22 protein-coding genes are annotated in these 25,193 nt (G+C 64.0%); 14 read left to right on the top strand and 8 right to left on the bottom strand.

Features of this window, described 5'->3' with window-relative positions; genetic code table 11:
- Positions 1-43: 43 nt before the first annotated feature.
- Complete coding sequence (smpB, locus tag EYS42_RS04265) at positions 44-508, bottom strand: SsrA-binding protein SmpB (RefSeq protein ID WP_130966637.1); 465 nt, start codon at positions 506-508, stop codon at positions 44-46.
- Between the two features lie 35 nt (positions 509-543).
- On the opposite strand from smpB, the gene EYS42_RS04260 reads away from it, so the two are divergent.
- Both EYS42_RS04260 and EYS42_RS04255 read left to right on the top strand, forming a co-directional pair.
- Positions 544-1,008: a type II toxin-antitoxin system RatA family toxin gene (locus tag EYS42_RS04260; RefSeq protein WP_130966636.1), complete on the top strand. Its 465-nt coding sequence runs from the start codon at positions 544-546 to the stop codon at positions 1,006-1,008.
- Positions 995-1,375 (top strand): RnfH family protein, encoded by a 381-nt coding sequence (locus EYS42_RS04255; protein WP_130966635.1) that lies wholly within the window; start codon positions 995-997, stop codon positions 1,373-1,375. Before EYS42_RS04260 ends, EYS42_RS04255 begins: the two co-directional genes overlap by 14 nt.
- 25 nt (positions 1,376-1,400) lie before the next feature.
- Here the strand turns inward: EYS42_RS04255 and EYS42_RS04250 are convergent, their stop codons facing one another.
- Positions 1,401-1,925, bottom strand: coding sequence for a DUF4124 domain-containing protein (locus EYS42_RS04250; protein WP_130966634.1), 525 nt, complete (start codon positions 1,923-1,925; stop codon positions 1,401-1,403).
- Positions 1,926-2,052: 127 nt separating this feature from the next.
- Here EYS42_RS04250 and guaB point away from each other — a divergent pair, with 127 nt between their 5' ends.
- From guaB to guaA, 3 genes are read left to right on the top strand one after another with little or no spacing between them, the layout of a single operon-like run.
- Complete coding sequence (gene guaB / locus EYS42_RS04245; protein ID WP_130966633.1) at positions 2,053-3,525, top strand: IMP dehydrogenase; 1,473 nt, start codon at positions 2,053-2,055, stop codon at positions 3,523-3,525.
- Positions 3,526-3,582: 57 nt separating this feature from the next.
- Positions 3,583-4,818: an MFS transporter gene (locus EYS42_RS04240; protein ID WP_207301105.1), complete on the top strand. Its 1,236-nt coding sequence runs from the start codon at positions 3,583-3,585 to the stop codon at positions 4,816-4,818.
- A gap of 21 nt (positions 4,819-4,839) precedes the next feature.
- The gene (guaA, locus tag EYS42_RS04235) at positions 4,840-6,444 is read left to right on the top strand and encodes a glutamine-hydrolyzing GMP synthase (protein ID WP_130966632.1); all 1,605 of its coding nucleotides are present in this window, start codon (positions 4,840-4,842) and stop codon (positions 6,442-6,444) included.
- A gap of 24 nt (positions 6,445-6,468) precedes the next feature.
- Here guaA and EYS42_RS04230 read toward each other — a convergent pair whose 3' ends face one another.
- Complete coding sequence (locus EYS42_RS04230) at positions 6,469-7,065, bottom strand: hypothetical protein (RefSeq protein WP_130966631.1); 597 nt, start codon at positions 7,063-7,065, stop codon at positions 6,469-6,471.
- A 304-nt stretch (positions 7,066-7,369) separates the two neighbouring features.
- On the opposite strand from EYS42_RS04230, the gene EYS42_RS04225 reads away from it, so the two are divergent.
- The 4 genes from EYS42_RS04225 to tadA all read left to right on the top strand — a co-directional run bounded on the left by EYS42_RS04225 (position 7,370) and on the right by tadA (position 12,544).
- On the top strand, positions 7,370-8,488 hold the full coding sequence (locus tag EYS42_RS04225; protein ID WP_130966630.1) for an acyltransferase family protein: 1,119 nt from the start codon (positions 7,370-7,372) through the stop codon (positions 8,486-8,488).
- Between the two features lie 8 nt (positions 8,489-8,496).
- The gene (locus EYS42_RS04220) at positions 8,497-9,486 is read left to right on the top strand and encodes an acyltransferase family protein (RefSeq protein ID WP_130966629.1); all 990 of its coding nucleotides are present in this window, start codon (positions 8,497-8,499) and stop codon (positions 9,484-9,486) included.
- Positions 9,487-9,646: 160 nt separating this feature from the next.
- Positions 9,647-11,857, top strand: coding sequence for an OsmC domain/YcaO domain-containing protein (locus EYS42_RS04215; RefSeq protein WP_130966628.1), 2,211 nt, complete (start codon positions 9,647-9,649; stop codon positions 11,855-11,857).
- Positions 11,858-11,956: 99 nt separating this feature from the next.
- A complete protein-coding gene (gene tadA / locus EYS42_RS04210) occupies positions 11,957-12,544 on the top strand; it encodes a tRNA adenosine(34) deaminase TadA (RefSeq protein WP_130967291.1) in 588 nt (195 codons plus the stop codon).
- A gap of 22 nt (positions 12,545-12,566) precedes the next feature.
- Here tadA and EYS42_RS04205 read toward each other — a convergent pair whose 3' ends face one another.
- Together EYS42_RS04205 and EYS42_RS04200 are read right to left on the bottom strand one after the other, a co-directional pair.
- Positions 12,567-13,037, bottom strand: coding sequence for a ribonuclease HI family protein (locus EYS42_RS04205; protein ID WP_245503500.1), 471 nt, complete (start codon positions 13,035-13,037; stop codon positions 12,567-12,569).
- A 65-nt stretch (positions 13,038-13,102) separates the two neighbouring features.
- The gene (locus EYS42_RS04200) at positions 13,103-14,785 is read right to left on the bottom strand and encodes an electron transfer flavoprotein-ubiquinone oxidoreductase (RefSeq protein WP_130966626.1); all 1,683 of its coding nucleotides are present in this window, start codon (positions 14,783-14,785) and stop codon (positions 13,103-13,105) included.
- Between the two features lie 347 nt (positions 14,786-15,132).
- On the opposite strand from EYS42_RS04200, the gene EYS42_RS04195 reads away from it, so the two are divergent.
- The 5 genes from EYS42_RS04195 (at position 15,133) to EYS42_RS04175 (ending at position 19,449) form a co-directional block, all read left to right on the top strand.
- A complete protein-coding gene (locus EYS42_RS04195; RefSeq protein WP_130966625.1) occupies positions 15,133-15,918 on the top strand; it encodes an SDR family oxidoreductase in 786 nt (261 codons plus the stop codon).
- A 136-nt stretch (positions 15,919-16,054) separates the two neighbouring features.
- The gene (locus EYS42_RS04190) at positions 16,055-16,528 is read left to right on the top strand and encodes an acyl-CoA thioesterase (RefSeq protein ID WP_130966624.1); all 474 of its coding nucleotides are present in this window, start codon (positions 16,055-16,057) and stop codon (positions 16,526-16,528) included.
- Between the two features lie 199 nt (positions 16,529-16,727).
- Positions 16,728-17,435, top strand: coding sequence for a CoA transferase subunit A (locus tag EYS42_RS04185; protein WP_130966623.1), 708 nt, complete (start codon positions 16,728-16,730; stop codon positions 17,433-17,435).
- A 2-nt stretch (positions 17,436-17,437) separates the two neighbouring features.
- On the top strand, positions 17,438-18,085 hold the full coding sequence (locus tag EYS42_RS04180; RefSeq protein WP_130966622.1) for a 3-oxoacid CoA-transferase subunit B: 648 nt from the start codon (positions 17,438-17,440) through the stop codon (positions 18,083-18,085).
- 65 nt (positions 18,086-18,150) lie between these two features.
- Positions 18,151-19,449, top strand: a complete 1,299-nt coding sequence (locus EYS42_RS04175) for a DNA recombination protein RmuC (RefSeq protein WP_130966621.1) — start codon at positions 18,151-18,153, stop codon at positions 19,447-19,449.
- 19 nt (positions 19,450-19,468) lie between these two features.
- Here the strand turns inward: EYS42_RS04175 and hemH are convergent, their stop codons facing one another.
- The 3 genes from hemH to EYS42_RS04160 all read right to left on the bottom strand — a co-directional run bounded on the left by hemH (position 19,469) and on the right by EYS42_RS04160 (position 25,181).
- On the bottom strand, positions 19,469-20,566 hold the full coding sequence (gene hemH, locus EYS42_RS04170; RefSeq protein WP_130966620.1) for a ferrochelatase: 1,098 nt from the start codon (positions 20,564-20,566) through the stop codon (positions 19,469-19,471).
- 4 nt (positions 20,567-20,570) lie between these two features.
- The gene (locus EYS42_RS04165; protein ID WP_130966619.1) at positions 20,571-24,167 is read right to left on the bottom strand and encodes a PAS domain-containing protein; all 3,597 of its coding nucleotides are present in this window, start codon (positions 24,165-24,167) and stop codon (positions 20,571-20,573) included.
- Positions 24,168-24,245: 78 nt separating this feature from the next.
- Positions 24,246-25,181 (bottom strand): FHA domain-containing protein, encoded by a 936-nt coding sequence (locus EYS42_RS04160; RefSeq protein WP_130966618.1) that lies wholly within the window; start codon positions 25,179-25,181, stop codon positions 24,246-24,248.
- Between the last annotated feature and the right edge of the window lie 12 nt (positions 25,182-25,193).

Below are 25,193 nucleotides of genomic sequence, written 5' to 3'. Positions count from 1 at the left end.
CGACAAATAGGGGGCTGAACGCGACAGCCGGGCACGATGGAAATCAGTCTTTCCCGGGTGACGACACCTTGTGGCGCATCAGGCGCCCCTTTTCGCGCTCCCAGTCGCGGTCCTTGATGGTGTTGCGCTTGTCGTGTTCGGCCTTGCCTTTGGCCAGGGCGATGTCGGCCTTCACGCGGCCGCCTTTCCAGTGCAGGTTCAGCGGCACCAGGGTGAAGCCCTTCTGTTCGGTCTTGCCGATCAGGCGCCGGATCTCGGCGCGGTGCATCAGCAGCTTCTTGGTGCGGTCGGCCTCTGGCTTGATGTGGGTCGATGCCGAACGCAAGGCATTGATTCGCAGGCCGATCAGGTACAGCTCGCCATTCTTGATGACGACATAGCCGTCGGTCATCTGCACCTGTCCCTCGCGGATGGCCTTGACTTCCCAGCCCTCCAGCACGACGCCCGCCTCGAACTTTTCCTCGATGTGGTAGTTGAAAAGGGCTTTGCGGTTTTCTGCAATCGACATGAGAAGGCGATGGGTCCGTAAAATACTCAGATTCTATGAAGCATGTCCACAAGTCCGTGCTGCTGTGGTACAGCCCGCGCGAAATGTACGCGCTGGTGACCGACGTGGCCCAGTATCCCAAGTTCCTGCCCTGGTGCGCCCAGGCCGAGGTCATCGAGCAGCATGCCGATGGCGTGACCGCGCGCCTGCACATTGCCTTTGCCGGGGTCAAGCAGTCTTTCACCACGCGCAACGTGAACCAGCACGACCGCCAGGTCAGCATGCAGCTGGTGGACGGCCCATTCTCTCACCTGGCGGGCACCTGGCGCTTCACGCCCTTGCAAAGTCCTGGTGCGGCCCCCGATGTCGAGCCACAGGCCTGCAAGGTCGAGTTCTCGCTGGATTACAGTTTTTCCAGCCGGTCGCTGTCGCTGGTGGTCAGCCCGGTGTTCGATCGCATCGCCTCGACCTTCGTGGACGCTTTCGTCAAGAGAGCAGAGGAAGTCTATGGTGACCGATGACACAGCACGGTCCAACTTGACGGTGGTGCTCGTGTACAGCCCCCAGGCCCGCGACCTGAAATGCCGCACTTTGCCACTGCCAGCGGACAGCACTGTGGGCGACGCTTTGAAGGCGTCAGGCTGGTTCTCCCAAGGCTTTGAGGGGCTGGCCGTCGGCATCTGGGGGCGCAAGACGCCACTTGACACTGTCGTGCGCCAAGGCGACCGCATCGAGATCTATCGCGGTCTGACGGTCGACCCCAAGGAAGCTCGTCGCCAGCGCTACCGTGCCCAAGGAGAAAAGCTGCCCAAGGGGTACCACCGCCCCCGAGACTGGGTCAAGGACATGACACAGTCTCCTGGACCCAAGAAAGCGGTCAGCACCTGACGCTAGCCCGTGCCGGGGTGTCAGGTCATTTGCACAAATTCTTGACGGCCTCGCGCATGCGCGCCTTTTCGGCATCACGGCCCTGATCGTCCAATATCTCACGGTCGCCTTTGGCATTCGTGCGCGAAATGCGGATGCCTTCGTTCAGGTCTTTCTGGTAGGACTTCGCCCTTGCGCATCCTTCCGCGCGCTCTGCGTCCTGTTTGGCCTTTTCAGCCCTTTGCTTTTCCTTTTCGGCGTCTTCGGCCTTCTTGCGCTCGGCTTCCAGACGCTTGTCCACCGTCGGCGTTGCGGGCGTGCCCGCCATGGTGGCCGAGGCCGCAGACGCTGCATCCTGCGGGATCAGGGGGCGTGGCGAGGGGATGTTGGTGCGCGGTCGCACCAGCACATCTTTCTCGGGCACCGTGGCGGGTGGCGGGCGATCGCTGTACTGGATCTGGCCGCTGGCATCTCGCCACTTCCACTGCTGGGCCGTGGCAGGGGTGACCAGGGTGAACAGGCTGGTGATCAGGGCCACCAGGGGCAGGCAATGGCGGGCGGTTGGGTGCATGGCGCAAAGTGTAGTGGCGGCATGGCGGGTGTGGCGTGCAAATGCGTGTCAAGGTGCACGTGTTTGCCCGACGGTGGAGAAGCCTCCCGGCTCGTTTATAATCCGCTTTTGCGTCTGGAGCCTGTTCATGCGCCTGCTTGGTAAAGCACTCACGTTCGACGACGTGCTGCTGGTGCCCGCCTATTCTCAAGTGTTGCCCCGCGACACTTCGCTGGCCACCCGCCTGTCCCGCAACATCCAATTGAATCTGCCGCTGGTGTCCGCTGCCATGGACACCGTCACGGAAGCCCGTCTGGCGATCGCCATCGCCCAGGAAGGCGGCATCGGCATCATCCACAAGAACCTGACGGCCAAGCAACAGGCCGCCGAGGTGGCGCGCGTCAAGCGCTACGAGTCGGGTGTGCTGCGTGATCCCATCACCATCTCGTCGGGCGTCAAGGTGCGCGACGTGATCGAGCTGAGCAAGCAACACGGCATTTCCGGCTTCCCGGTGGTCGATGACGGCAAGGTGGTCGGTATCGTGACCGGCCGTGACCTGCGTTTCGAGAGCCGCCTGGATGTGCCCGTGCGCGACATCATGACGCCGCGCGAGCGCCTCATCACCGTGATGGACGGCGCCTCGCTGGCCGAAGCCAAGGCCCTGATGCACCAGCACAAGCTGGAGCGCGTGGTCATGGTCAATGACAAGAACGAGCTGCGCGGCCTGTACACCGTCAAGGACATCACCAAGCAGACCAACTTCCCCAACGCCGCGCGTGACCCGCAAGGCAAGCTGCGCGTGGGTGCGGCCGTTGGCGTGGGCGAGGGCACCGAAGAACGTGTGGAACTGCTGGTGAAGGCCGGTGTGGACGCGCTCATCGTCGACACCGCGCACGGCCACAGCCACGGCGTGATCGAGCGTGTGCGCTGGGTCAAGCAGAACTTCCCGCACGTTGACGTCATCGGCGGCAACATCGCCACCGGCGCGGCCGCGCTGGCCCTGGTCGAAGCCGGCGCCGACGGCGTCAAGGTCGGCATCGGCCCTGGCTCCATCTGCACCACCCGCATCATCGCGGGCGTGGGCGTGCCCCAGATCACCGCCATCGACAACGTGGCCACGGCGCTGCAGGGCACCGGCGTGCCCCTGATCGCCGACGGCGGTATCCGCTATTCGGGCGACATCGCCAAGGCCATCGCCGCCGGCGCTTCGGCCGTGATGATGGGTGGCATGTTTGCCGGCACCGAAGAAGCCCCGGGCGAAGTGATCCTGTACCAGGGCCGCTCGTACAAGAGCTACCGCGGCATGGGCTCGATCGGCGCCATGAAGGCCGGTTCGGCCGACCGCTACTTCCAGGAAAACGACGAGACCACCAACCCGAACGCCGACAAGCTCGTGCCCGAGGGCATCGAAGGTCGGGTGCCCTACAAGGGCTCGGTGCTGACCATCATCTACCAGATGGCCGGTGGCCTGAAGGCCTCGATGGGCTACTGCGGTTGCGGCACGATCGAAGACATGCGCAACAAGGCCGAGTTCGTCGAGATCACCTCGGCCGGCATCCGTGAGAGCCACGTCCACGACGTGCAGATCACCAAGGAAGCACCGAACTACCGCATGGAGTGAGGTGACATCACCTCGGCAGGCGGCCCCCAGCGGGGCCGCTTTTTTTACAGGACCGCGATGACCGCCGTGACAGGCCGCAAGGCCGCGATGCCTTTCATCATGATCACGCTGCTGATCGACATGATGTCGATCGGTCTCATCGCGCCTGTGCTGCCCAAGCTGGTGGGTTCGCACTATGCCGACCCGTCGGCGATTTCGCTGGGATACGGCGCCATCCAGCTCAGTTTTGCGCTGCTGCAGTTCTTCAGTGCGCCGGTGCTGGGCGCATTGAGCGATCGGTTCGGCCGCCGGCCCGTGCTGCTGATCGGCCTGACGGGCATGGCCATCAACTTTTTCGTCACGGCCTTTGCCACCGACTTCATCTGGCTGCTGGTGGTGCGCATGTTTGCCGGCATGCTGTGCGCCAACATTGCCGTGGCCAATGCCTATGTGGCCGACATCACGACGCCTGAAACCCGTGCCCGCAACTTCGGGCTGCTGGGCGCCATGTTCGGCATCGGTTTCATCCTGGGGCCGGTCATTGGCGGGCTGCTGGGTGACGACGACCATCGCCTGCCTTTCATGGTGTCGGGGGGGCTGGCCCTGCTGAATGCGGTGTACGGCTATTTCGTGCTGCCTGAATCGCTGGCGCCTGAAAACCGCCGCCCCTTCGTGTTCCGCTCGCCGTTTGGCGCGCTGGCCCGCCTGCGCCAGCTCAAGGGTGTCGAGCCCCTGTTGTGGGCGCTGGCCTGCACCATGCTCACGCAGTTCACCATGCAGACGGTGTGGCTGCTGCACACCAGCCTGCAGTTTGGCTGGACCCCGAAAGAAAACGGCATGTCGCTGTTCGCCCTGGGCATGACCGCCGCCGTGATGCAGGGCGGGCTGATGCGCCCGCTGGAGCGCAAGCTGGGCGTGGGGCGCTTGGCCATGATCGGGATGCTGTCGAGCGTGGTGGCCTACTGCTGCTGGGGCCTGGCCAAAGAGCCCTGGATGATGTACGCCATCACCATCGGCAATGTGCTGGGCTTTGGCATTCAGCCGGCCATCCAGAGCATGATCTCCAACGCCGCCGATGCCTCCACCCAGGGCGAAAGCATGGGGGCTGCGGCGTCCATCGTCAGCCTGTCGGCCGTGGTGGGCCCGCTGATGGCGGGGCCGCTCATGGCCACCGTCTCGCACCTGCCGCGTGAAGACTGGCGCGTTGGCATTCCGTTTTTCGTCTGTGCGGCGCTCCAGGGCATTGCGGCCTGGATCGCCTTCGTCTATTTTTCCCGCTACCGCAGCAGCCCGGCCCCCACGGCCGGCGCCTGATGCCCTTGCCCGAGTTCTGCCATGCACGACAAGATCCTCATCCTCGATTTCGGCTCCCAGGTCACGCAGCTGATCGCCCGCCGTGTGCGCGAAGCCCACGTCTACTGCGAGATCCACCCGAACGACGTGTCGGACGACTTCATCCAGTCGTACAAGCCCAAGGCCATCATCCTGTCGGGCAGCCATGCCTCCACCTACGAGGACCACCAGCTGCGCGCCCCGCAGGCCGTGTGGGACCTGGGTGTGCCCGTGCTGGGCATCTGCTACGGCATGCAGACCATGGCCGTGCAACTGGGCGGTGAAGTGAGCTGGAGCGACACCCGCGAGTTCGGCTATGCCGAAGTGCGCGCCCACGGCCACACGAAGCTGCTCGATGGCATCGCCGACTTCACCACCGCTGAAGGCCACGGCATGCTGAAGGTGTGGATGAGCCATGGCGACAAGGTCACGAAGCTGCCCGAAGGCTTCCAGCTGATGGCCTCGACGCCCAGCTGCCCGATCGCCGGCATGGCCAACGAAGCCAAGGGCTACTACGCCGTGCAGTTCCACCCCGAGGTCACGCACACGGTGCAGGGCGCTGCCATGATCAACCGCTTTGTGCGCGAGATCGCAGGTTGCCAGGGCGACTGGATCATGGGCAACTACATCGAAGAAGCCGTGGCCAAGATCCGCGAGCAGGTGGGTGATGAAGAAGTCATCCTGGGCCTGTCGGGGGGGGTGGATTCGTCGGTGGCTGCGGCCCTGATCCACCGCGCCATTGGCGACCAGCTGACCTGCGTGTTCGTGGACCACGGCCTGCTGCGCCTGAACGAAGGCGACATGGTCATGGACATGTTCGAAGGCAAGCTGCACGCCAAGGTCATCCGCGTCGATGCGTCGGATCTGTTCCTGGGCCAGCTGGCCGGTGTGACCGACCCTGAGCGCAAGCGCAAGATCATCGGCGGCCTGTTCGTGGACGTGTTCAAGGCCGAGGCCGAGAAGCTCAAGGCTGCAGGCAATGGCGTCAAGGGCGCGACCTTCCTGGCCCAGGGCACCATCTACCCCGACGTGGTGGAAAGCGGTGGCACCAAGACCAAGAAGGCCACCACCATCAAGAGCCACCACAACGTGGGTGGCCTGCCGGAGCAGCTGGGCCTGAAGCTGCTGGAGCCGCTGCGCGAGCTGTTCAAGGACGAAGTGCGCGAGCTGGGCGTGGCCCTGGGCCTGCCGCCCGAGATGGTTTACCGCCACCCGTTCCCGGGCCCGGGCCTGGGCGTGCGCATCCTGGGTGAGGTGAAGAAGGAATACGCCGACCTGCTGCGCCGCGCCGACGCCATCTTCATCGAAGAGCTGCGCAACACCATCGACCCCGACACGGGCAAGAGCTGGTACGACCTGACCAGTCAGGCCTTCACCGTGTTCCTGCCGGTCAAGAGCGTGGGCGTGATGGGCGATGGCCGCACCTACGACTATGTGGTGGCCTTGCGCGCCGTGCAGACCTCTGACTTCATGACCGCCGACTGGGCCGAGCTGCCTTACAGCATGCTCAAGCGCACCTCCGGCCGCATCATCAACGAGGTGCGCGGCATCAACCGCGTGACCTACGACGTGAGCTCCAAGCCGCCTGCCACCATCGAGTGGGAGTGAACCCTGCGGCTTGGCCGCAGCCCATCAAGCCCCTGCGTGCAGGGGCTTTTTTCTGCCTCTTCGCGTCAAGGCCATCAGACCCGCCAGGCCAATCACCGACAGGGTGGCAGCGGAGGCCTCCGGCACAGGGCTGAGCGCAATCGGCGAACCCGGCATGGCACTCATGACCCACGAGGGCTGATTGGGTGTGATGCCCGTGCTGGTTTCATACACCGTGACGCCGGTCACGTTGAATGTGCGAATGTTCGTGATCCCCTCGAAGCGGATGGCCGATTCGGCTTTGGCTTGTGGACCATAGGGCGAGTGAAAGCTGATTCGAGCCAGGTCCAGCAGATTGCGGCCCGCGCCTGGCATGACCAAGGGATAAGGCGATTGGATGTCGAAGAGCAGTCCTGCGTCGGTGCGGCTGAAGGGCATGGCTTCGGTCAACGCGGCGGGCCTGAAGGACATGGCCTGTATGTCCGACAGCTGGGCATCGGGCGCCACCGGCAGCAGCCAACTGCGAGCCACGAAGGGTAGTTGCGCGGTGTTGTCGACCGACAGGGTGTACCGATAGTCCCATCCGCCAGAGGCACGCTCGGTGGCTTGCGCGTCAATGCGCACGGGTGGGGGGCTGCTCACGGTCAGGTTCCTGACCTCTTGACAGTCATTGTTCAGTGGCGTTGGCGCACACGTGGCCCAAGCACCGCTCGACGTCAACAGGGCGATGCCAAGGCACAGGGCCTTGGTCGGTCGGTGGGTCAATCCAGGCATGCAGATTCCTCCAAAGGGTGTTTGCCGTGATTTTTTCACTTTGACCGATCGACTTCGCTCCGTGTTTTTCCGGCACATGGATCCGGGGGGGCATGGGGTCAATGCCCTCCCGTCCTGCAGTGATGAAAGGGTAGCATCTCCGGACATATTCAAAGGACAAAGGGAGTGAGTCATGAACGAAGCCCGTTCGGGGCAGATCCGTCCGTTGACGGGGCTGCGATTCATCGCCGCGTTGATGGTGTTCGGCAGTCACCTCGCCTGGGTGGGTGTCGGGCCAATGGGGCAGGGTGTGATCGACCAGGGCTTTTTCGGCGTCTCGTTCTTCTTCATGCTGTCCGGCTTCGTGCTCATGCATTCGTATGCGGAGCCTTTGCGCCAAGGGCACACTTCGCCTTGGGTCTACGTGGGGCTGCGGGTGGCACGTCTTTGGCCCTTGCATGTGTTCATGGCCTTGCCCTACCTCTTTCTGGCAGCCAGGCGGGGTGACCTTGACCCGGTGGCAGCCCTTTCCAACCTGTTGCTGTTGCAGAGCTGGGTGCCCGATTCAACGGTGTATTTCTCGCTCAACGGACCCACCTGGTCTTTGTCCAATGAGGCGTTCTTTTACCTCGCCTTTTTGTGGTTGGTGCATTGGCCAGATCGGCTCAGACATGTGTTGACGCTGGCCTTGCTGACGGTGGTGTTGACAGGGGCCGTTTGCATGCACTTCTGGTTCTCTGACGCCAAGGTCGCCGGGGCGTACACCTTGGCGCACTGGCTCTTTTATGTCTTTCCGGCCTTCCGTTTGCTTGAGTTTCTGGTGGGCATGTGGTTGCATGACCTTTGGCGACAAGGTTGGTTGAACTGGCGCATGCCCGCGTGGGCGGCTTTTGTCTTGTTGGGTGCCTGCATGTTGTTTGGGCAGCAGGTGCCTGAGCCTTTCCGCTACTCTTTGTTTTACCTGCCTGCGGCGGTTTGCCTGCTGGTGGCACATCTGGGACAGGTTCGCACGCGCTGGCACGCTTTCTTGTCATCTGATGTGCTTCAGGCGCTTGGTAAGGCGTCGTTCGCCTTTTACGTCGTGCACATGGCGGTGGTCCGGCAGGTCATCAAGGCATTTCCGTGGGTTGAAAGCACGGCCTGGATCGAGGTGCCTTTGTTGCTGGTTCTGTGCTGCATGGTGGCCTGGCTGGTGCACCGGGGTGTCGAGCGACCTGTCGAGCAAGCCGCCCGCCGCTGGTTGACGGCGCGGCCCCCGATCTTGGGTTCCGCGCCCTCGCGAGCCCACCCTCAAGCCCCCAAGCTTGGCTGAGGACTTCGATGTACCTCAACCTTCAGGTTGTGCGCGGTGTGGCCGCGATGATGGTGGTGATGTTCCACGCCTTGCGCATGGCGCCCACGTACGGGCTCGACACCGGGTGGCTCGGGCGTTCTGGTGAGTGGGGCAGCTGCGGCGTGGATGTGTTTTTCGTGCTGTCGGGGGTGGTCCTGACCTTGTCAGTGGACAAAACGATGCCGCAGGCGCGCGCCTTTTTCATGGCCCGGTGTCGCAGGGTGGTGCCTTTGTACGCCACCTTGACGGTCTTGCTGGTGCTCTTGCCTCTGGTGCTTCCTGCTTTGTTTCGGGGGCAGCCGCCTGCATGGACACACGCGCTTGCGTCGTTGGTGTTCAGCTCGCAGTGGTTGATCGGGCAGATGCCAGTGCTCTATGTGGGGTGGTCACTCGAGTACGAGATGCTGTTTTATGCCGCCATGTCCCTGTGCCTGCTGACGCGGAACATGCGGCTGGTGCTCTGGGGGTGTTCAGGGCTGCTGCTGATGGGCGTCGTGGCTGGGCTTCCCCCGGTGGTGATCGAGTTCGTGCTGGGTGTTCTGGTTGCGAGGACTTTGCATGTGGGGGCGCGGTGGGGGATGGTGCTGTCGTTGGTCGGTGTGGGAGGTTTGTGCGCCAGTGCTGGCATCTTGTTTGATGTCGAATCCTGGCGTGCACTGATCTGGGGGCTGCCTGCTGCGTTGATGCTTGCCGGGCTGATCCGCATGCCGCAAATCGCCCCTGGGCTGGGGTCTTTCCTGGGTGAAGCTTCGTACAGCATCTACCTGATTCAGGTGTTTGCATTGCCAGCCGTGTACAAGGTGGTCCAGCGCTGGTTGGCCGCTATGCCTGCGGATGCGGTGACAATGCTGGCTGTGGTGTCGACGGTTTGCGCGGGCGTGTTGGTGCACTTGTTCGTTGAAAAGCCGTTGGCACGGATGACGACACATGGGGCGCGCACGCCAAAGGGGGCGCCTGCAAAGGCGCATGCCTCCTGATCGCAGAACCCTGTCAACCCCGTTGATGACGCGTTCATGCGCCTGGCCGGGTGCGAGTGGTGTGTCACGCCGGAACCACATCCTGCCTCGGTCGGTGATCGCTCCCTTGCGGCAGTCTTTTGAATTTTTTGCGTCAAGTCGCCCAAGCGGAGTTCATCGAATGGAAATCAAGGTCAAATTTCTCGACAAGCTTCGCCTGGAAGCCAAGTTCGATGACTTCACGGTGGTGGCCGATCAGCCCATTCGCTACAAGGGTGATGGCTCGGCCCCCGGGCCCTTCGATTACTTCTTGGCCTCGTCGGCCCTGTGTGCGGCTTACTTTGTGAAGCTGTACTGCGACACGCGCGACATCCCCACTGAGAACATTCGCCTGTCGCAGAACAACATCGTGGATCCGGAAAATCGCTACCAGCAGATCTTCAAGATCCAGGTGGAGTTGCCCGCGGACATTTCAGAAAAAGACCGCCAGGGCATCTTGCGATCCATCGACCGTTGCACGGTCAAGAAGGTGGTGCAAGCCGGCCCCAAGTTCGTCATTGAAGAAGTGGAGAACCTGGATGCCGACGCACAGTCCTTGCTGACCCTGGCGCCGGTGGGCGAGGCGGGCACCTACATCGCAGGCAAAGACCTGCCGCTCGAACAGACCATCGCGAACATGACCGCGACCTTGGCCGCCCTGGGCATCAAGATCGAGATTGCATCGTGGCGCAACATCGTGCCCAACGTGTGGTCGCTGCACATCCGTGATGCGCACTCGCCCATGTGTTTCACCAACGGCAAGGGGGCGACCAAGGAAAGTGCCCTGGCGTCGGCCCTGGGCGAATACATCGAGCGCCTGAGCTGCAACCACTTTTATGCGGGGCAGTTCTGGGGCGAGGAGTTGGCCAACGCGGCTTTTGTGCACGACCCGAAAGAGCGCTGGTTCAAGCCCGGCCCCGATGACGCACTGCCCACGGAGATACTCGACGAATACTGCCTGGCGATCTACGACCCCGATGGCGAACTGCGTGGCTCGCACCTGATCGACACCAACTCAGGCAACGCCGAGCGAGGCATTTGTTCCTTGCCCTATGTGCGGCAGTCGGACGGTCAGGTCGTGTACTTCCCGTCCAACCTGGTCGAGAACTTGTTTGTCAGCAATGGCATGAGCGCCGGCAACACCTTGGCCGAAGCCCAGGTGCAATGCCTGTCCGAAATCTTCGAGCGTGCCGTCAAGCGCGAGATCATCGAGCGGGAACTGGCCCTGCCCGATGTGCCTCAAGAGGTGCTGGCCAAGTACCCCCACATCGTGGCTGGCATTCAGGGTCTGGAAGCGCAAGGCTTTCCGGTGCTGGTCAAAGATGCCTCGTTGGGCGGCCAGTACCCGCTGATGTGCGTGACGCTGATGAACCCGAAGACGGGCGGCGTGTTTGCTTCGTTTGGCGCGCACCCTCGCTTCGAAGTGGCGCTGGAGCGCAGCCTGACGGAGTTGCTGCAGGGCCGCAGTTTCGAAGGCCTGAACGACCTGCCTCGCCCCACCTTTGCCAGCAACGCCGTGACGGAGCCCTACAACTTCGTGGAGCACTTCATTGACTCCAGCGGTGTGGTGTCGTGGCGGTTTTTCAGCGCCAAGGCCGACCACGCTTTCGTGGAGTGGGACTTTTCTCGCCAGGGTGTGAACGCCAATGCCGAGGAGGCCGAGTTGCTGTTCGGCATCCTCAAAAACATGGGCAAAGAAGCGTATGTGGCGGTGCATGACCAACTGGGCGCCACGGCTTGCCGGATCCTGGTGCCGGGATATTCAGAGGTCTACCCGGTCGAGGACCTGATCTGGGACAACACCAACAAGGCCTTGCTGTTCCGCGCCGATGTGCTGAACATCCACGCTCTGAGTGATGAGCAACTGCAAGCCCTGCTCGATCGGTTGATGGACACGGAGCTGGATGACTACGGCGACATCGCCACCTTGATCGGCGTCGAGTTCGATGAGAACACGGTCTGGGGTCAGTTGACCGTGCTGGAGTTGAAGCTGCTGATTCAGCTCGCGTTGGGGCAGCTGGAGGAGGCGCAAGAACTGGTGGGCGCCTTCCTGCAGTACAACGACAACACGGTCGATCGCGGCCTGTTTTATCAGGCCATGAACGCGGTGCTTGATGTGGTGCTGGACGACGACATGGCCTTGGCCGACTACGAAACCAATTTCCGCCGGATGTTTGGCAACCCCCGCATGGACGCGGTGCTCGGCTCGGTGGATGGTAGCGTGCGCTTCCATGGCTTGACACCCACCAGCATCCAGCTGGAAGGGCTGGACCGTCACCAGCGCCTGATCGACAGCTACACCAAGCTGCACCGGGCAAGGGCCGCCCGTTGGAGCACATCGGAAGGCCTGTGAGGGTCGACGCAGCCCCATCGGTCATGACACCATTGGCCATGCTGCCGCCCTGGTGGGCGGTCCTGGACAGACCACGTGAACCCATCAGACGACTTTTTCATGCGCCTGGCGCTCGACCAGGCCCAGAACGCCTGGCTGGCCGGTGAGGTGCCTGTGGGCGCCGTGATCGTGCGCGAAGGGCAGGTGATCGCCACGGGCTACAACCGCCCGATCACCACGCACGACCCCACCGCCCATGCCGAGATCGTGGCCCTGCGCCATGCCGCCTTGCTGCTAGAGAACTACCGGCTGCCCGAGTGCGAGCTGTACGTCACGTTGGAGCCCTGTGCCATGTGCGCCATGGCCTTGATGCACGCGCGCTTCAAGCGTGTGGTGTTCGCAGCCACTGACCCCAAGACCGGCGTGGCGGGCTCGGTGACCGATCTCTTCGGCCTGCCGCAGCTCAACCACCACACGCACATCACAGGCGGGGTGCTGGCCGAGCCGGCCAGTGCCATGCTCAAACAGTTCTTTGCCGAGCGGCGCGCACAGATCAAGGCCGAGCGGGATGCGCGGCAGGCGCTGGCCAGCCGCCGTTCGCTCGATGGGCTGGAGGTGATCGAGTCTCACCCGACGGGGCCTGTTGGGCCTGCAGCTGCCGACGAGCCCATGCCTTTGCCCCAGGTCATCGAACACGACCCCGACTGACTTCCGGTCGAAGCCTGGATGTTCAACGCTTTTTGCGCGAACGGTCTTTGACTCGGCCTTTGACCTTGGCCAGGCTGGCTTCGTCGCGCGCCGGCATGCCCAAGGCTGCACGCGCCAGTGCATCGGCCTCGCGGTTGCGGTGCCTTGGCACCCAAAGCCACTGCACTGCAGGCAACCTGGCCAGGGCCAGCCGAGCCTCGTCGGCAACCGATTGCAGGCGTGCGATCTGCTTGGGCGCGTGGCCAGCCGCAGGGGCCAGCAGTTCCAGCAGCACGGTGCTGTCGGTCTGCACCACAAGCGCCCGCGCGCCAAAGTCGGCCGCCAGGCGCAGGCCGAATGTCAGCGCGCGCAGTTCGGCCTCGTTGTTGCAGCCATGGCCCACTTCGCGCCCCCACTGGCCGTGCACCCGACCACCGGGCTGGCGCAGCACCACGCCAATGCCCATGCGGCCCGGGTTGGGCAGGGCGCTGCCGTCCACCGCCAAGTGCCACATCCCTGGTGTGCCAGGCATGAAAAAGGAGCCCGAAGGCTCCTTGTCGTGTGCGCCAGGCACCGCGATCACATGCCCGAGTAGTTCGGGCCGCCGCCGCCTTCCGGCGTGATCCAGACGATGTTCTGGGTCGGGTCCTTGATGTCGCAGGTCTTGCAGTGCACGCAGTTCTGGGCGTTGATCACCAGCTGATCGGCATCGTCCTTCTTGACGAACTCGTACACACCGGCCGGGCAGTAGCGCGACTCGGGGCCGGCGAACTTGGCCAGGTTGGTGGCCACTGGCACCGAAGCGTTCTTCAGCGTCAGGTGGGCCGGCTGGTGCTCGGTGTGGTTGGTGTTCGAGACGAACACCGAGCTCAGGCGGTCGAAGGTGATCTTGCCGTCCGGCTTCGGGTAGTCGATCTTGGCGCACTCCGAGGCGGGCTTGAGGAAGGTGTGGTCCGGTGCGGGGTTGCGCAGGGTCCACGGGGCTTCCTTGATGCCCAGGCGGGGCAGCAGCCAGTGTTCGACGGCGGTCATGATGGTGCCGACGTAGAAGCCCTTCTTGAACCAGGTCTTGAAGTTCTTCGAGGTCTTGAGCTCGTCGTGCAGCCAGCTTTGTTCGAACAGCTCGGGGTAGCGGGTCAGCTCGTCGTGCTGACGGCCAGCGCTCAGGGCTTCGAACAGGGCTTCAGCGACCAGCATGCCCGATTTCATGGCCGCGTGCGAACCCTTGATGCGGGCGGCGTTCATGTAGCCGGCGTTGCAGCCCACCAGGGCGCCACCCTTGAAGATGGTCTTGGGCAGCGAGGGCAGACCGCCGTTGTTGATGGCGCGGGCACCGTAGGAAATGCGCTTGGCGCCTTCCAGGTATTGCTTGATGACCGGGTGGGTCTTCCAGCGCTGCATTTCTTCGAAGGGGCTCAGCCAAGGGTTCTTGTAGTCCAGGCCGGTCACGAAGCCGAGCGTGACCTTGTTGTCAGCCAGGTGGTACAGGAAGCCACCACCGAAGGTTTCGGTGTCCATCGGCCAGCCGCCGGTGTGCACCACCAGGCCGGGCTTGGCCTTGGCCGGGTCGATTTCCCACAGTTCCTTGATGCCGATGCCGAAGCTTTGCGGGGCCTTGCCCTCGGCCAGATTGAACTTGGCCAGCAGCTGCTTGCCCAGATGGCCGCGAGCGCCTTCGGCGAAGATGGTGTACTTGCCCAGCAGCTCCATGCCCAGCTGGAAGTCACCCGTGGGCTCGCCGGTCTTGTCGATGCCCATGTTGCCGGTGGCCACGCCCTTGACGGAGCCATCGTCGTTGTAGAGCACTTCGGCGGCGGCGAAGCCTGGGAAGATTTCCACGCCCAGGCTTTCAGCCTGCTGAGCCAGCCAGCGGCACACGTCGCTCAGGCTGATGACGTAGTTGCCTTCGTTGTGCATGCAGTTCGGCACCAGGGCATCGGGCGTCTTGATGCTGCCGGTTTCGGTCAGCACATAGACTTCGTCACCGGTGACGGGCTGGTTCAGCGGGGCGCCCAGTTCCTTCCAGTTGGGGAACAGCTCGTTGATCGAGCGGGGGTCCATCACGGCGCCCGAGAGGATGTGCGCACCGGCTTCGGAGCCCTTTTCGAGCACGACGACCGAGATCTCCTGGCCGGCTTTTTCAGCCAGTTGCTTCAGTTTGATCGCGGTCGACAGGCCAGCGGGGCCAGCGCCGACGATCACGACGTCGTATTCCATCGACTCGCGGGGGCCGAACTGCTCGAGGATTTCCTGGGGCGTCATCTGGGTTTCCTTGTGAGGGAAAAAGGAAAGTGATTCGTGGTCTTGCGCTGGCGCAAGACGGTGCAAAACCCGACATTGTAGAACGGGCATTGCGTGTGTTTTTTCGTGTCAGCGGCGCGATTGTGGCAGAAAAAAGCACGGTCGTTCGAAATACTCCCTGAGGCAAGGGGGAATCGTGCACATTCACCCCGGCCGATCGCTCGCAGCAAGCCTTGGGCCACCGGGTCGCCAACCAGGCGCCGAGTGTGTGCAACAAGCCCTTGCAGCGGGCTTTTTCATCGGATGAACCGGGCAGGCCTTCGTGCTATGGTCAAAGCACAGACAACGACAGACCCCCTGAGATCCCCATGAGCTATCAGATCGACCTTTCCGGCCGCGTGGCCCTGATCACCGGCGCCTCCAGCGGCCTGGGCCGTCAGTTCGCCCTGACGCTGGCCGAAGCCGGTGCCGCCGTGGTGCTGGCCGGTCGCCGCGTGGAGCGCCTGAAGACCCTGCGCTCCGAAATCGAAGCCGCGGGCGGCGATGCCCACGTGGTCGGCCTGGATGTGACCGAGGTCGACTCCATCAGGGCTGCCGTGGCCCACGCCGAGACCGAGGTAGGCCCGATCGACATCCTGATCAACAACTCGGGTGTGAGCACCACCGAGCGCCTGACCGATGTCACGGAAGAAAGCTACGACTATGTGTTCGACACCAACACGCGTGGCGCATTTTTCGTGGCCCAGGAAGTGGCCAAACGCATGATCGCGCGCTCGAAAGGCGCGGCGCCCGGCACCTTCACCGGTGGGCGCATCGTCAACATCGCCTCGGCCGCGGGCCTGCGCACGCTGCCGCAGATCGGCGTGTACTGCATGAGCAAGGCCGCCGTGATCCACATGACCAAGGTGATGGCTGCCGAGTGGGGCCGCCATGGCATCACCACCAACGCCATCTGCCCGGGCTACATCGACACCGAGATCAACCACCACCACTGGAACACCGAGGGTGGCAAGAAACTGGTGGCCATGCTGCCGCGCAAGCGCGTGGGGCACCCCAAAGACCTCGACCCCGCCCTGGTGATGCTGGTGAGCCCGCAGGCCGACTTCATCAACGGCGCGATCCTGTCGGCCGACGACGGTGTGGCCGCGGCCTGAGTGTTGCGCCTGCCCTGGCTGTGCGAGTGCCTTGTACCGGGGCCTTGAAAGCCGCCGCACCGCCTGCACATGAAGCGCATGGGTTGCCTTGGCAGCCATGCGCTTTTTCTTTGCTTCGCCCTGCAAGCTGACCGCCATGCGTTTTGAAATTCCCGACCACAAGATCCTGGTCCACGAGATCCGCTTTCCCATGCACTGGGGCGAGATGGACGCGCTGGGCCACATCAACAACGCCATGTACTTCCGTTACATGGAGCAAGCCCGCGTGACCTGGATCGCCTCGATCAACAACGGCCAGGTCAACTCCGACGACGAAGGCCCGGTGATCGCCAACACCTTCTGCAACTTCTACCGCCCGCTGGTCTTCCCGGGCGACCTGGTGGCGCGCCTGTACGTGGCCAACCCCGGGCGCACCAGCATCGACACCTTCGTGAACATCGAGCGGGCCGACGAGCCGGGCACGGTGTACGCGGCGGGTGGCGCTACCCTGGTGTGGGTGAGCATGAAGGACGGTCGCCCCGTGCCGCTGCCCTCTGCCATCAAGGCCCTGGAAGGGCAGTTGCCGGCTTTGCCGGGCACCGACAAGCCGCCGGCCCTGCCCGAGAAATGAGCCTGACCGGGGTTGTGCGCCCCGATCGTTCAAGCAGCCACCTTCGGGTGGCTTTTTTCATGCGGTTTTTTCGCGCCACAGGCTGGATTTCGCCCTGGCAACCGGTGTACGCTGCCAATGTTGCGGTGCAGCACGAGTGCCCCCTTGCGTGGCGTGGGCAGTCGGCGCACCAGACCCCTTCGACCCAAGGAGTGAATGGATGAACAAGGTCTATCCCGACGCCGCCAGCGCCCTGGCTGGCCTCGTCAAAGACGGACAGCTGATGGCGGTGGGGGGCTTCGGCCTCTGCGGCATTCCCGAGGCCCTGATCGACGCGCTGCAGGCCAGCGGCGTCAAGGACCTCACCGTCATCTCCAACAACGCTGGCGTGGACGGTTTCGGCCTGGGCAAGCTGCTCAACACGCGGCAGATCAAGAAGATGATCTCCAGCTACGTGGGCGAGAACAAGGAGTTCGAGCGCCAGTACCTGGCCGGCGAGCTGGAGCTGGAGTTCACCCCGCAGGGCACCTTGGCCGAGAAGCTGCGCGCCGGTGGTGCCGGCATCCCGGCCTTCTTCACCAAGACCGGCGTGGGCACCATCGTGGCCGAGGGCAAGGAGCTGCGCGAGTTCGACGGTGAAACCTATGTGATGGAGCGCGCCCTGGTGCCCGAGGTGGCCCTGGTCAAGGCCTTCAAGGCCGACAAGAGCGGCAACCTGGTCTTCCGCCGCACAGCGCGCAACTTCAACCCGGCCGCCGCCATGGCCGGCAAGGTCACGGTGGTGGAGGTGGAGCACCTGGTCGAGACCGGCGCGCTCGACCCGGACGAGATCCACCTGCCGGGCATTTACGTGCACCGCATCGTGGTCAATGCCCACCCCGAAAAGCGCATCGAAAAGCGCACCATCACTGAAAAAGCCGGAGTCTGAACATGCCCTGGACCCACGACCAGATGGCGGCGCGTGCCGCCCATGAACTGCAAGATGGTTTCTATGTGAACCTGGGCATCGGCCTGCCCACGCTGGTGGCCAACCACGTGCGCTCGGACATCGAGGTGTGGCTGCAAAGCGAGAACGGCATGCTGGGCATCGGCCCCTTTCCGACGGAAGACGAGGTCGATGCCGACCTGATCAACGCGGGCAAGCAGACGGTGACCACCATCGCGGGCAGCTCGATCTTTGGCAGCCACGAGAGCTTCGCCATGATCCGCGCCGGCAAGATCAACCTGTCGATTCTGGGGGCCATGCAGGTGACCGACCAGGGCGACCTGGCGAACTGGATGATCCCCGGCAAGATGGTTAAGGGCATGGGCGGGGCCATGGACCTGGTGGCCGGTGTGAAGCGCGTGCTGGTGCTGATGGAGCACGTGGCCAAGGGCAACGACCACAAGCTGCTCAAGCAGTGCACGCTGCCCCTGACCGGCAAGGGCGTGGTCGATCGCATCATCACCGACCTGTGCGTGCTCGACGTGACCCCCAAGGGCTTCGAGCTGGTCGAGCTGGCCCCGGGCGTGACCCTGGCCGAGCTGCAGGAGAAAACCGGCGCGCCCATCCATGTGCCGGCGGGTGTGGCGGTCTGAAGCCCTGTTGCATCGACCCTTGAACAGGCTCATGTGGTGAGCCTGAGTGGCCCCACAATGGCCCCATGGACTGGATCACATGGGGCCTTCTGGGGCTCAATTGTTTGTTGCTGCTGGCCTTGTGCTGGCGAAGCCTGGCCGGTGAAGCCGACCGGGCCGAGGCCGTTCGCGGCTCCTTGCAGGACATGGTGCAGCAGCTGGGTCAACAACTGGCGGCGCAGCTGGTGGCGTCAGAGCGTGGCATGCGCGAAGAGCTGGCCCGGGGCAGCAGCGGCGCCCGGCTGGAGCTGGGGCAGCAACTGGCCCACCTTCAGCAAAGCCTGCACGCGCAGCTGAGCACGCTCTCAGAAGCCAACGAGCGCCGCCTGGCCGAGGTGCGCCACACGGTCGATGTGCGTTTGCAGTCGCTGCAGGCCGACAACGAAAAGAAGCTGGAGCAGATGCGCCAGACGGTCGACGAAAAGCTGCAGGCCACGCTGGAAACCCGCCTGGGTGAAAGCTTTCGCCAGGTGGCCGAGCGGCTGGAACTGGTGCACAAGGGCCTGGGCGAAATGCAGCGCTTGGCCAGTGACGTGGGCTCTCTCAACCGCGTGCTGAACAACGTGAAGACGCGGGGCGTCTTCGGCGAGGTGCAGCTGGCCGGTCTGCTGGAGCAGGTGTTCACGCCCGAACAGTACGCCGTGAACGTGGAGACCGTGCCCGGCACCGGGGCGCGTGTGGAGTTCGCCATCCGCTTGCCAGGGCAGGGCACAGACCAGCCCGTGTGGCTGCCGATTGACGCCAAGTTCCCGCGGGAAGACCACGAGCGGCTGCTGGAGGCACAAGACCGCGCCGATGCGGCGGGTGTGGAGCAGGCCGCGCGCGCCATCGAAGCCCGTTTGCGGCTGGAGGCGCGGTCCATCAAGGACAAGTACCTGGCGCCTCCGCACACGGCCGATTTCGGCATCCTGTTCGTGCCCACCGAAGGCCTGTACGCCGAGGCCTTGCGCCGCCCGGGGCTGGTCGAGGCCTTGCAGCGCGAGCACCGTGTCATGCTGGCAGGCCCCACCACCTTGCTGGCCACGCTCAACAGCCTGCAGATGGGCTTTCGCACCCTGGCGCTTGAAAAGCGGTCTTCGGAGGTGTGGCAGGTGCTGGGCGCCGTCAAGACCGAGTTTGGCAAGTTCGGTGAGGTGCTGGCCAAGACCCGCAAGAAGCTGGACGAAGCCAGCAGCGTGATCTCGTCGGTCGAAACGCGCACCCGCGTCATGGGGCGCGCGCTCAAGCAGGTGGAGGCCTTGCCCGAGCCTGACACCCAGCGCTTGCTGCCGGGGCAAGGCGCCGCATCATCAGCGGCAGACGACGACCTGCTCGAAGCAGGCTGAGCCTGGCTGCGGCCCTCGGTCAGCGCTTGGCGCCGATGGCTTTGGCGCGCTCTTGGGTGCGCAGCAGATCGCCTTCCAGGGGCTGATCGGCGCGCAGGGTGGGCCAGCCTTGCATGTGTTGCTCGCACAGCTGGGTGAGGGCCGTCATCCACTGCGGGCGGTCGTTCAGGCACGGGATGTAGTGGAACTCCTGGCCGCCTTCGCTGATGAAGGCATTGCGGCCTTCCATGGCGATTTCTTCCAGGGTTTCGATGCAGTCCGACACGAAGGCCGGGCAGACCACGTCCACCCGTTTCACGCCGGCCTTGCCCAGCTGGCGCAGCATGGGCTCGGTATAGGGCTCCAGCCACTTGGCCTTGCCGAAACGGCTCTGGAAGCTGACCAGGTACTGCTCTTTGCTCAGGCCCAGGCGCTCGGCCAGCAGGCGAGCGGTCTTGTGACATTCGCAGTGGTACGGGTCGCCCAGGTGCAGCGTGCGCTCGGGCATGCCGTGAAAGCTCATCATCAGCTTGTCGGGGCGGCCGTGGGCTTGCCAGTGTTGCAGCACGCTCTGGGCGAGGGCGTCGATGTAGCGGGCGTCGTCATGGAAGTGCTGCACGAAACGCAGCTCGGGGATCAGGCGCGTGCGGCGGCCCCAGGCGAACACATCGTCCATGACGCTGGCGCTGGTGGCGCCGCTGTATTGCGGGTACAGCGGCACGACCAGGATGCGGGTGACGCCAGCGGCCTTGAGCGCGTCGAGTTCGGTGGCGATGCTGGGCTGCCCGTAGCGCATGGCCCAGCGCACCTGCACCTGGTGGCCGCGCTCGCCCAGGTAGCCCTGCAGCAGCTTGCCCTGCCGTTCGGTCCACACGCGCAGGGGCGAACCTTCGGGTGTCCAGATGCTGGCGTATTTTTCGGCCGACTTGGCCGGGCGCACGCGCAGGATGATGCCGTGCAGGATGACCTTCCACACGAAGGCCGGGATCTCGACCACCCGCGGGTCGCTCAGGAACTGGCCCAGGTAGCGGCGCAGGGCCGGGGCCGTGGGCGCCTCGGGGGTGCCGAGGTTCACGATCAGAACGCCTGTGGTGGGGCGCCGGGCGTGGTCGAAGCTGGGTTCTTTGTCGAAGCGCATGGGCTCAATTGTCGCCGCGTGTCGCCAGTTGGTCGGCCAGCGCATGCAAGGTGCTGATCACGGCGGGCAGGTCCACCGGCTTTGTCCAGTAGCCGACGAAGCCTTGTTGGTGAGCCTTGGCGATGTCTTCGGGCATGGCATCGGCAGAACACATGTAGGCCGGTACGTCGCGCAGGGCAGGCAGCTTGCGCAGGGCATGCAGCACGTCAAAGCCAGTCATGCCAGGCAGGTGGGCGTCGATTACCAGCACCTGGGGCACGAAATCTTGTGCCAGTACCATGGCTTCCTGGCCGTCTTCGGCCACTTCCAGGTGCAGACAGTCGTGGCCGCGCAAAGCCTCTTCGAACAGCATGGCGTTGAGGCGGTTGTCTTCGACGTACAGCACACGCAACGGCAAACAGGCAGGCATGGCGACAGGTGGCGAGGTGGTGGCCCCGACGCCGGCGAGCGCTGTACGCGGGTCCTGGGCAGGCAGGTCAGGCACGACCTGGTCGGCTTGATGGGGCACAGTAAAGGCAATGCAGGTGCCGGTGTCAAGTTCGCTGCGAATTGAAATGTTTCCCCCCAGTGCTTCCGTGAGTGATTTGGCAATGACCAGTCCCAGCCCCGAGCCTTCGATGCTGGTGGTGTCTCGGCCCAGTCGCTCGAAGGGCTGGAACAGGCGGTCGATCTGGTCCGGGCTCATGCCCATGCCTGTGTCCTCGACGTTGAACCGCACGTTTTGGCGGTCCAGTTGCTTGGCGCTCAGGGTGACGCGGCCCTGTGGGCGGTTGTATTTGATGGCGTTGGATGCCAGGTTGGTCAGGATCTGTCTGAGCCGTGTGCCGTCAGTGTGCACAGCCTTGATGGCCGTGTCTTCGACCTGAATCTTCACCTGGAACCTGTCGGCCATGGGCATCAACATCTCGGCCACATGATCGAGCAGGGGGCGCACGCCCACCCAGTCGGGCCGCAGGTTGACTGAGCCGCTTTCAATGCGCTGCAGATCAAGCACTTCATCGACCAGTTCTTGCAGGGATTCGCTGCTGTGCACGATCCGCTCGGCATGAGATCGGACCTTGTCCGCACTGTCGCCGAGGGGGCTCTTCAAAGGCATCTGCAAGATCAGCTGTGCGAACCCTTTGACGGCGTTCAGCGGTGTGCGCAGTTCATGGCTCATGCGCGAGAGGAACTCGCTCTTGGCGCGACTGGCCTGTTCGGCCGCCTGCTTGTCGCGCAGCGCCCGCTCGGCCTGCTTGAGTTGGGTGATGTCGGACAGTGTGCCCACCAGTCGGCTGGCCTGACCGTCGGGGCCTCGGGCCATGACCTTGCCACGCACCAGCAGCCAGGTCTCTTCGCGGTCAGCGCTGGGTTTGAGTCGGCATTCAGCCTGCAGCACGCCGTGTCCGCGCTGCCTGTACTCGGCGAAGGCCGCGTCGATCTGAGGCAGGTCTTCGGGGTGAAGACAGCTGCGCAACAGGTTGGGGTCATCGCGAAACTCTCGCTCTGTTTCACCCAGCAAGGCCATGCACCGTGCCGAGAAGTAGGTGCGGTTTGAGCCCAGATCCCAGTCCCACACGCCGTCACCTGCACCTTCGAGGGCAAATTTCCAGCGTTCCTCCGACAGACGCAGGCGCTCGGCAGCACGTTGCCGGTCAGTGACATCGTGCAGCAGGGCCACCAGGTGGGTACGCTGGCTCTGTGTGTTCTTCAGCGGGGTCAGGCGCACTTCCAGCGTGCGTTCGTCGTCGCGGTCCGGGTTGCGTGCCGTGAGCATGGCCATGCAGGGCAGTCCAGCCTGCATCGACTGCGCCAGCAGTTGAAGGCCTGCTTCGTTGGGCCCGAGTGGGCGCAAGCAATCCAGTGCGGGTCGGCCCATCAGGCTGCCATTCTTGACATGCAGCAAGGCCTGAGCTCCGGGCGTCGCATACAGGACGGTATGGTCGCTCTGGGTGGCATCCATCACCACCAGACCCAGGGTCAGGTCAGCCTGCAGCACTTGCTGTAGCGTACGGATGTCACGCTCCAGGGCTCGCAGGTCGGTCATGTCCCGGGTGATGAACAGGGTCTGACCGCCGGGCATGGGCGACATGCGGCCTTCGAAGTGCCTCAGCACGCCGTCACGGGTGGTGACGCTGTATTCGATGCGCTGGGATTGGCCGGTGACATGGGCCTTGTGCAACGCGTCTTGTTCGACAGCAGCCTGGTCAGGGTTCAGCGCACTGCCGAAGGGGCGCCCGACCAATTCGTCGAAGGGGCGCAGCAGCATCGGGTGCTGCCGGTGTGCATCGAGATAGCGTCCCTGTTCGTCCACGACGAACCACAGGTCGGGCAAGGCTTGCAACACGGCTTTGAGGCGAGCTTCCGACGCTTGCAGGGCTTTCTGCTGGCCGGCGAGCGCTTCCGATTCCGCATGGCTCTGGGTGATGTCGGTTGAAAAGTGCAGCAGGTTGCCATCACGCAGCAGGTGGTCTCGCGACAGGATCACGCGTTCTCGCAGACGAATGACCTGGGAACGGTTCTCCTGATGCAAGGCCATACGCCATTGGTAGAACTCGGTTTCACGGCCCACCGCATCCGGGTAGTGGCCTTCGGAGATCAGGCGGCGCAACAGGTCTGGCCATCGAGGCAATTCGTCCACGTTGCGGGCCCCCACGCTGTGCAGCCAGTGGTGATTGGCCATCAGGATGGTGCCGTCGGGGCTGGAGATCATGACCCCCGCATGGAAGCTTTCGATGGCTTCGCGCAGCAGCGCATCGCGCTGGCGAGCACGGGCTTCGAGTTCGATCTGGCGTGTGACATTGCGACTTGCGCCTCGGTAGCCCATGAAGCGGCCGTCTTTGCTGAACACGGGGGCGCCGCTGATGCTGACGATCATGCGGCCACGCGGGGTGTCTCGTTCGGCCAGCGCATCGCTGAAGGCCTGTCGTTGCAACCTGGCCTGTTGGTAGCGCTGCCACGAAGCGCCATGGTCGTAGGTGCAGGGCGAATAGATGTCCTTCGCCGACATCCCCATTTCGGCGATGGGATCGAGCCCCGTGTGGTGACGCAGGCTGGCCGACAGCCACTGCAGGCGCCCGTCAGCGTCGGTTTCCCAGAGCCAGTCGCTGCCCGCGGTGGTGGCGCCGCGCACGCGCGCGCTTTCGCGGCGCAGCCGACGAAACTCCAGCCGTGCTTCGAACGCACCTTGCACCACACGTGCGAGATCTTGCAATGACTGTTGTTGCGCTTCGGTCAGTGCGCGTGCCCGATCGTCCATCACGCACAGGGTGGCCACGTGCAGCTTGTCCAGACCAATGGGCACGCCCGCGTACAACTTCCATCGGTCGGTGGACTGGCCGTGGGTCATGTGCAGGCCGTTGCCGCGGATCGTCTGATCGCACCAGGAGCCGGTTCGAGTGGCGTGCTTCTGGCCCAGTCCGTGGCTGGCCAGCGCGTACAGCCGGTGGGCGTCGACCAGGTTCACGCAGGCCACAGGGCAATCGGTCAGGCGCGCGGCCAGTCGCACCAGGCTTTCCAGCGAAGCAGGAGCAGACGCGTCCAGCCACTTCAGGGCCACCAGCGTGGCCAGGCGTTCGCTTTCAAGGATGTCCTGCGGACCTACCGGTGAGGCGGTGTTCATGCTCGGGCTTGTGCGGGGCAACCAAAGCACTCTAGCCCATGCGTGAAGTTTTGCAGACCGGATTTACCGGTACAAGGGCTACCACTGAGGCAATGTGTCGGCAAAACTCAGCACTTCGAAGCTGATGCGGGTGGCATCAGGGTCATGCGGCGGCGAGCCCAGCGTGATCACACCGCTGCCATGCAGGGTGCAGGTGCTGCGCCTGAGGCTCAGCACCTGGGCATCGTGGTCGAACTGCACGTAGCTGCCGTTGTAGCTTTCGTCGGTCAGGTAGAAGTGCCCACCGTGCGCTTCGATCTTGGCGTGCGAGCGCGACACCCGCGAATCGGCCACGCACACCTGGGCCTGGGGGCTGCGTCCCAGCATCACCGGCACCTGCACCGATGAAAAAATGCGTTCCTGCTTTTGCCAGGCCACGCGGATGCCGTCGGGCAGGGCCGAGCCCATCGGGTTCATCTGCAAGGTCGATTCGGTGTCGCCAAAGCGCACGCCTTCCATGCGCATCACGGCCACGGGCTCGGCGCGGCCTCGCAGGTGCAGGCGGTCGAGGCTGCGAAAGCGTTCCTGCATGTCCGACGACAGGTTGCGCACCAGCGGGCCCGTGGTCAGGGTTTCGTTGTCGCCGGCCAGGTCCAGCAGGCGGGCAGCGACGTTCACCGCGTCACCGAAGCAGTCGTCGTCGACATCGACGATCTCGCCCCAGGCCAGGGCCACCTTGAGTTTCAAGGCTGGGGCATGGCCGGGCAGGCCTGCGGGCACGGGTGCGATGCGGTCGAGCGCGTCGTGCAGGCCGGCGGCCGATTCCACGGCTTGCTCGGGGTCGTCGAACACGGCCATCAGGCCGTCGCCCAGGGTCTTGACGACCGTGCCGCCGCTTCGGGCAATGATCTGCCCGAGCATGGCGAGGCTGTGTGTCACCACCGTGGCGGCTTCACTGTTGCCCAGCTTGAGGTAGAGCGCCGTGCTGCCGCGCAGGTCGGCAAACAACACGGCGCGTTGACGCGGCGTGCCCATGGGATGCCATCT

It is taken from the genome of Aquabacterium lacunae (genome assembly GCF_004310865.1).
GTDB classification, from domain to species: Bacteria; Pseudomonadota; Gammaproteobacteria; order Burkholderiales; family Burkholderiaceae_C; genus Aquabacterium; species Aquabacterium lacunae.
The sequence above is the reverse complement of the archived record's forward strand: the minus strand, read 5'-3'. Positions and strand labels throughout refer to the sequence as shown.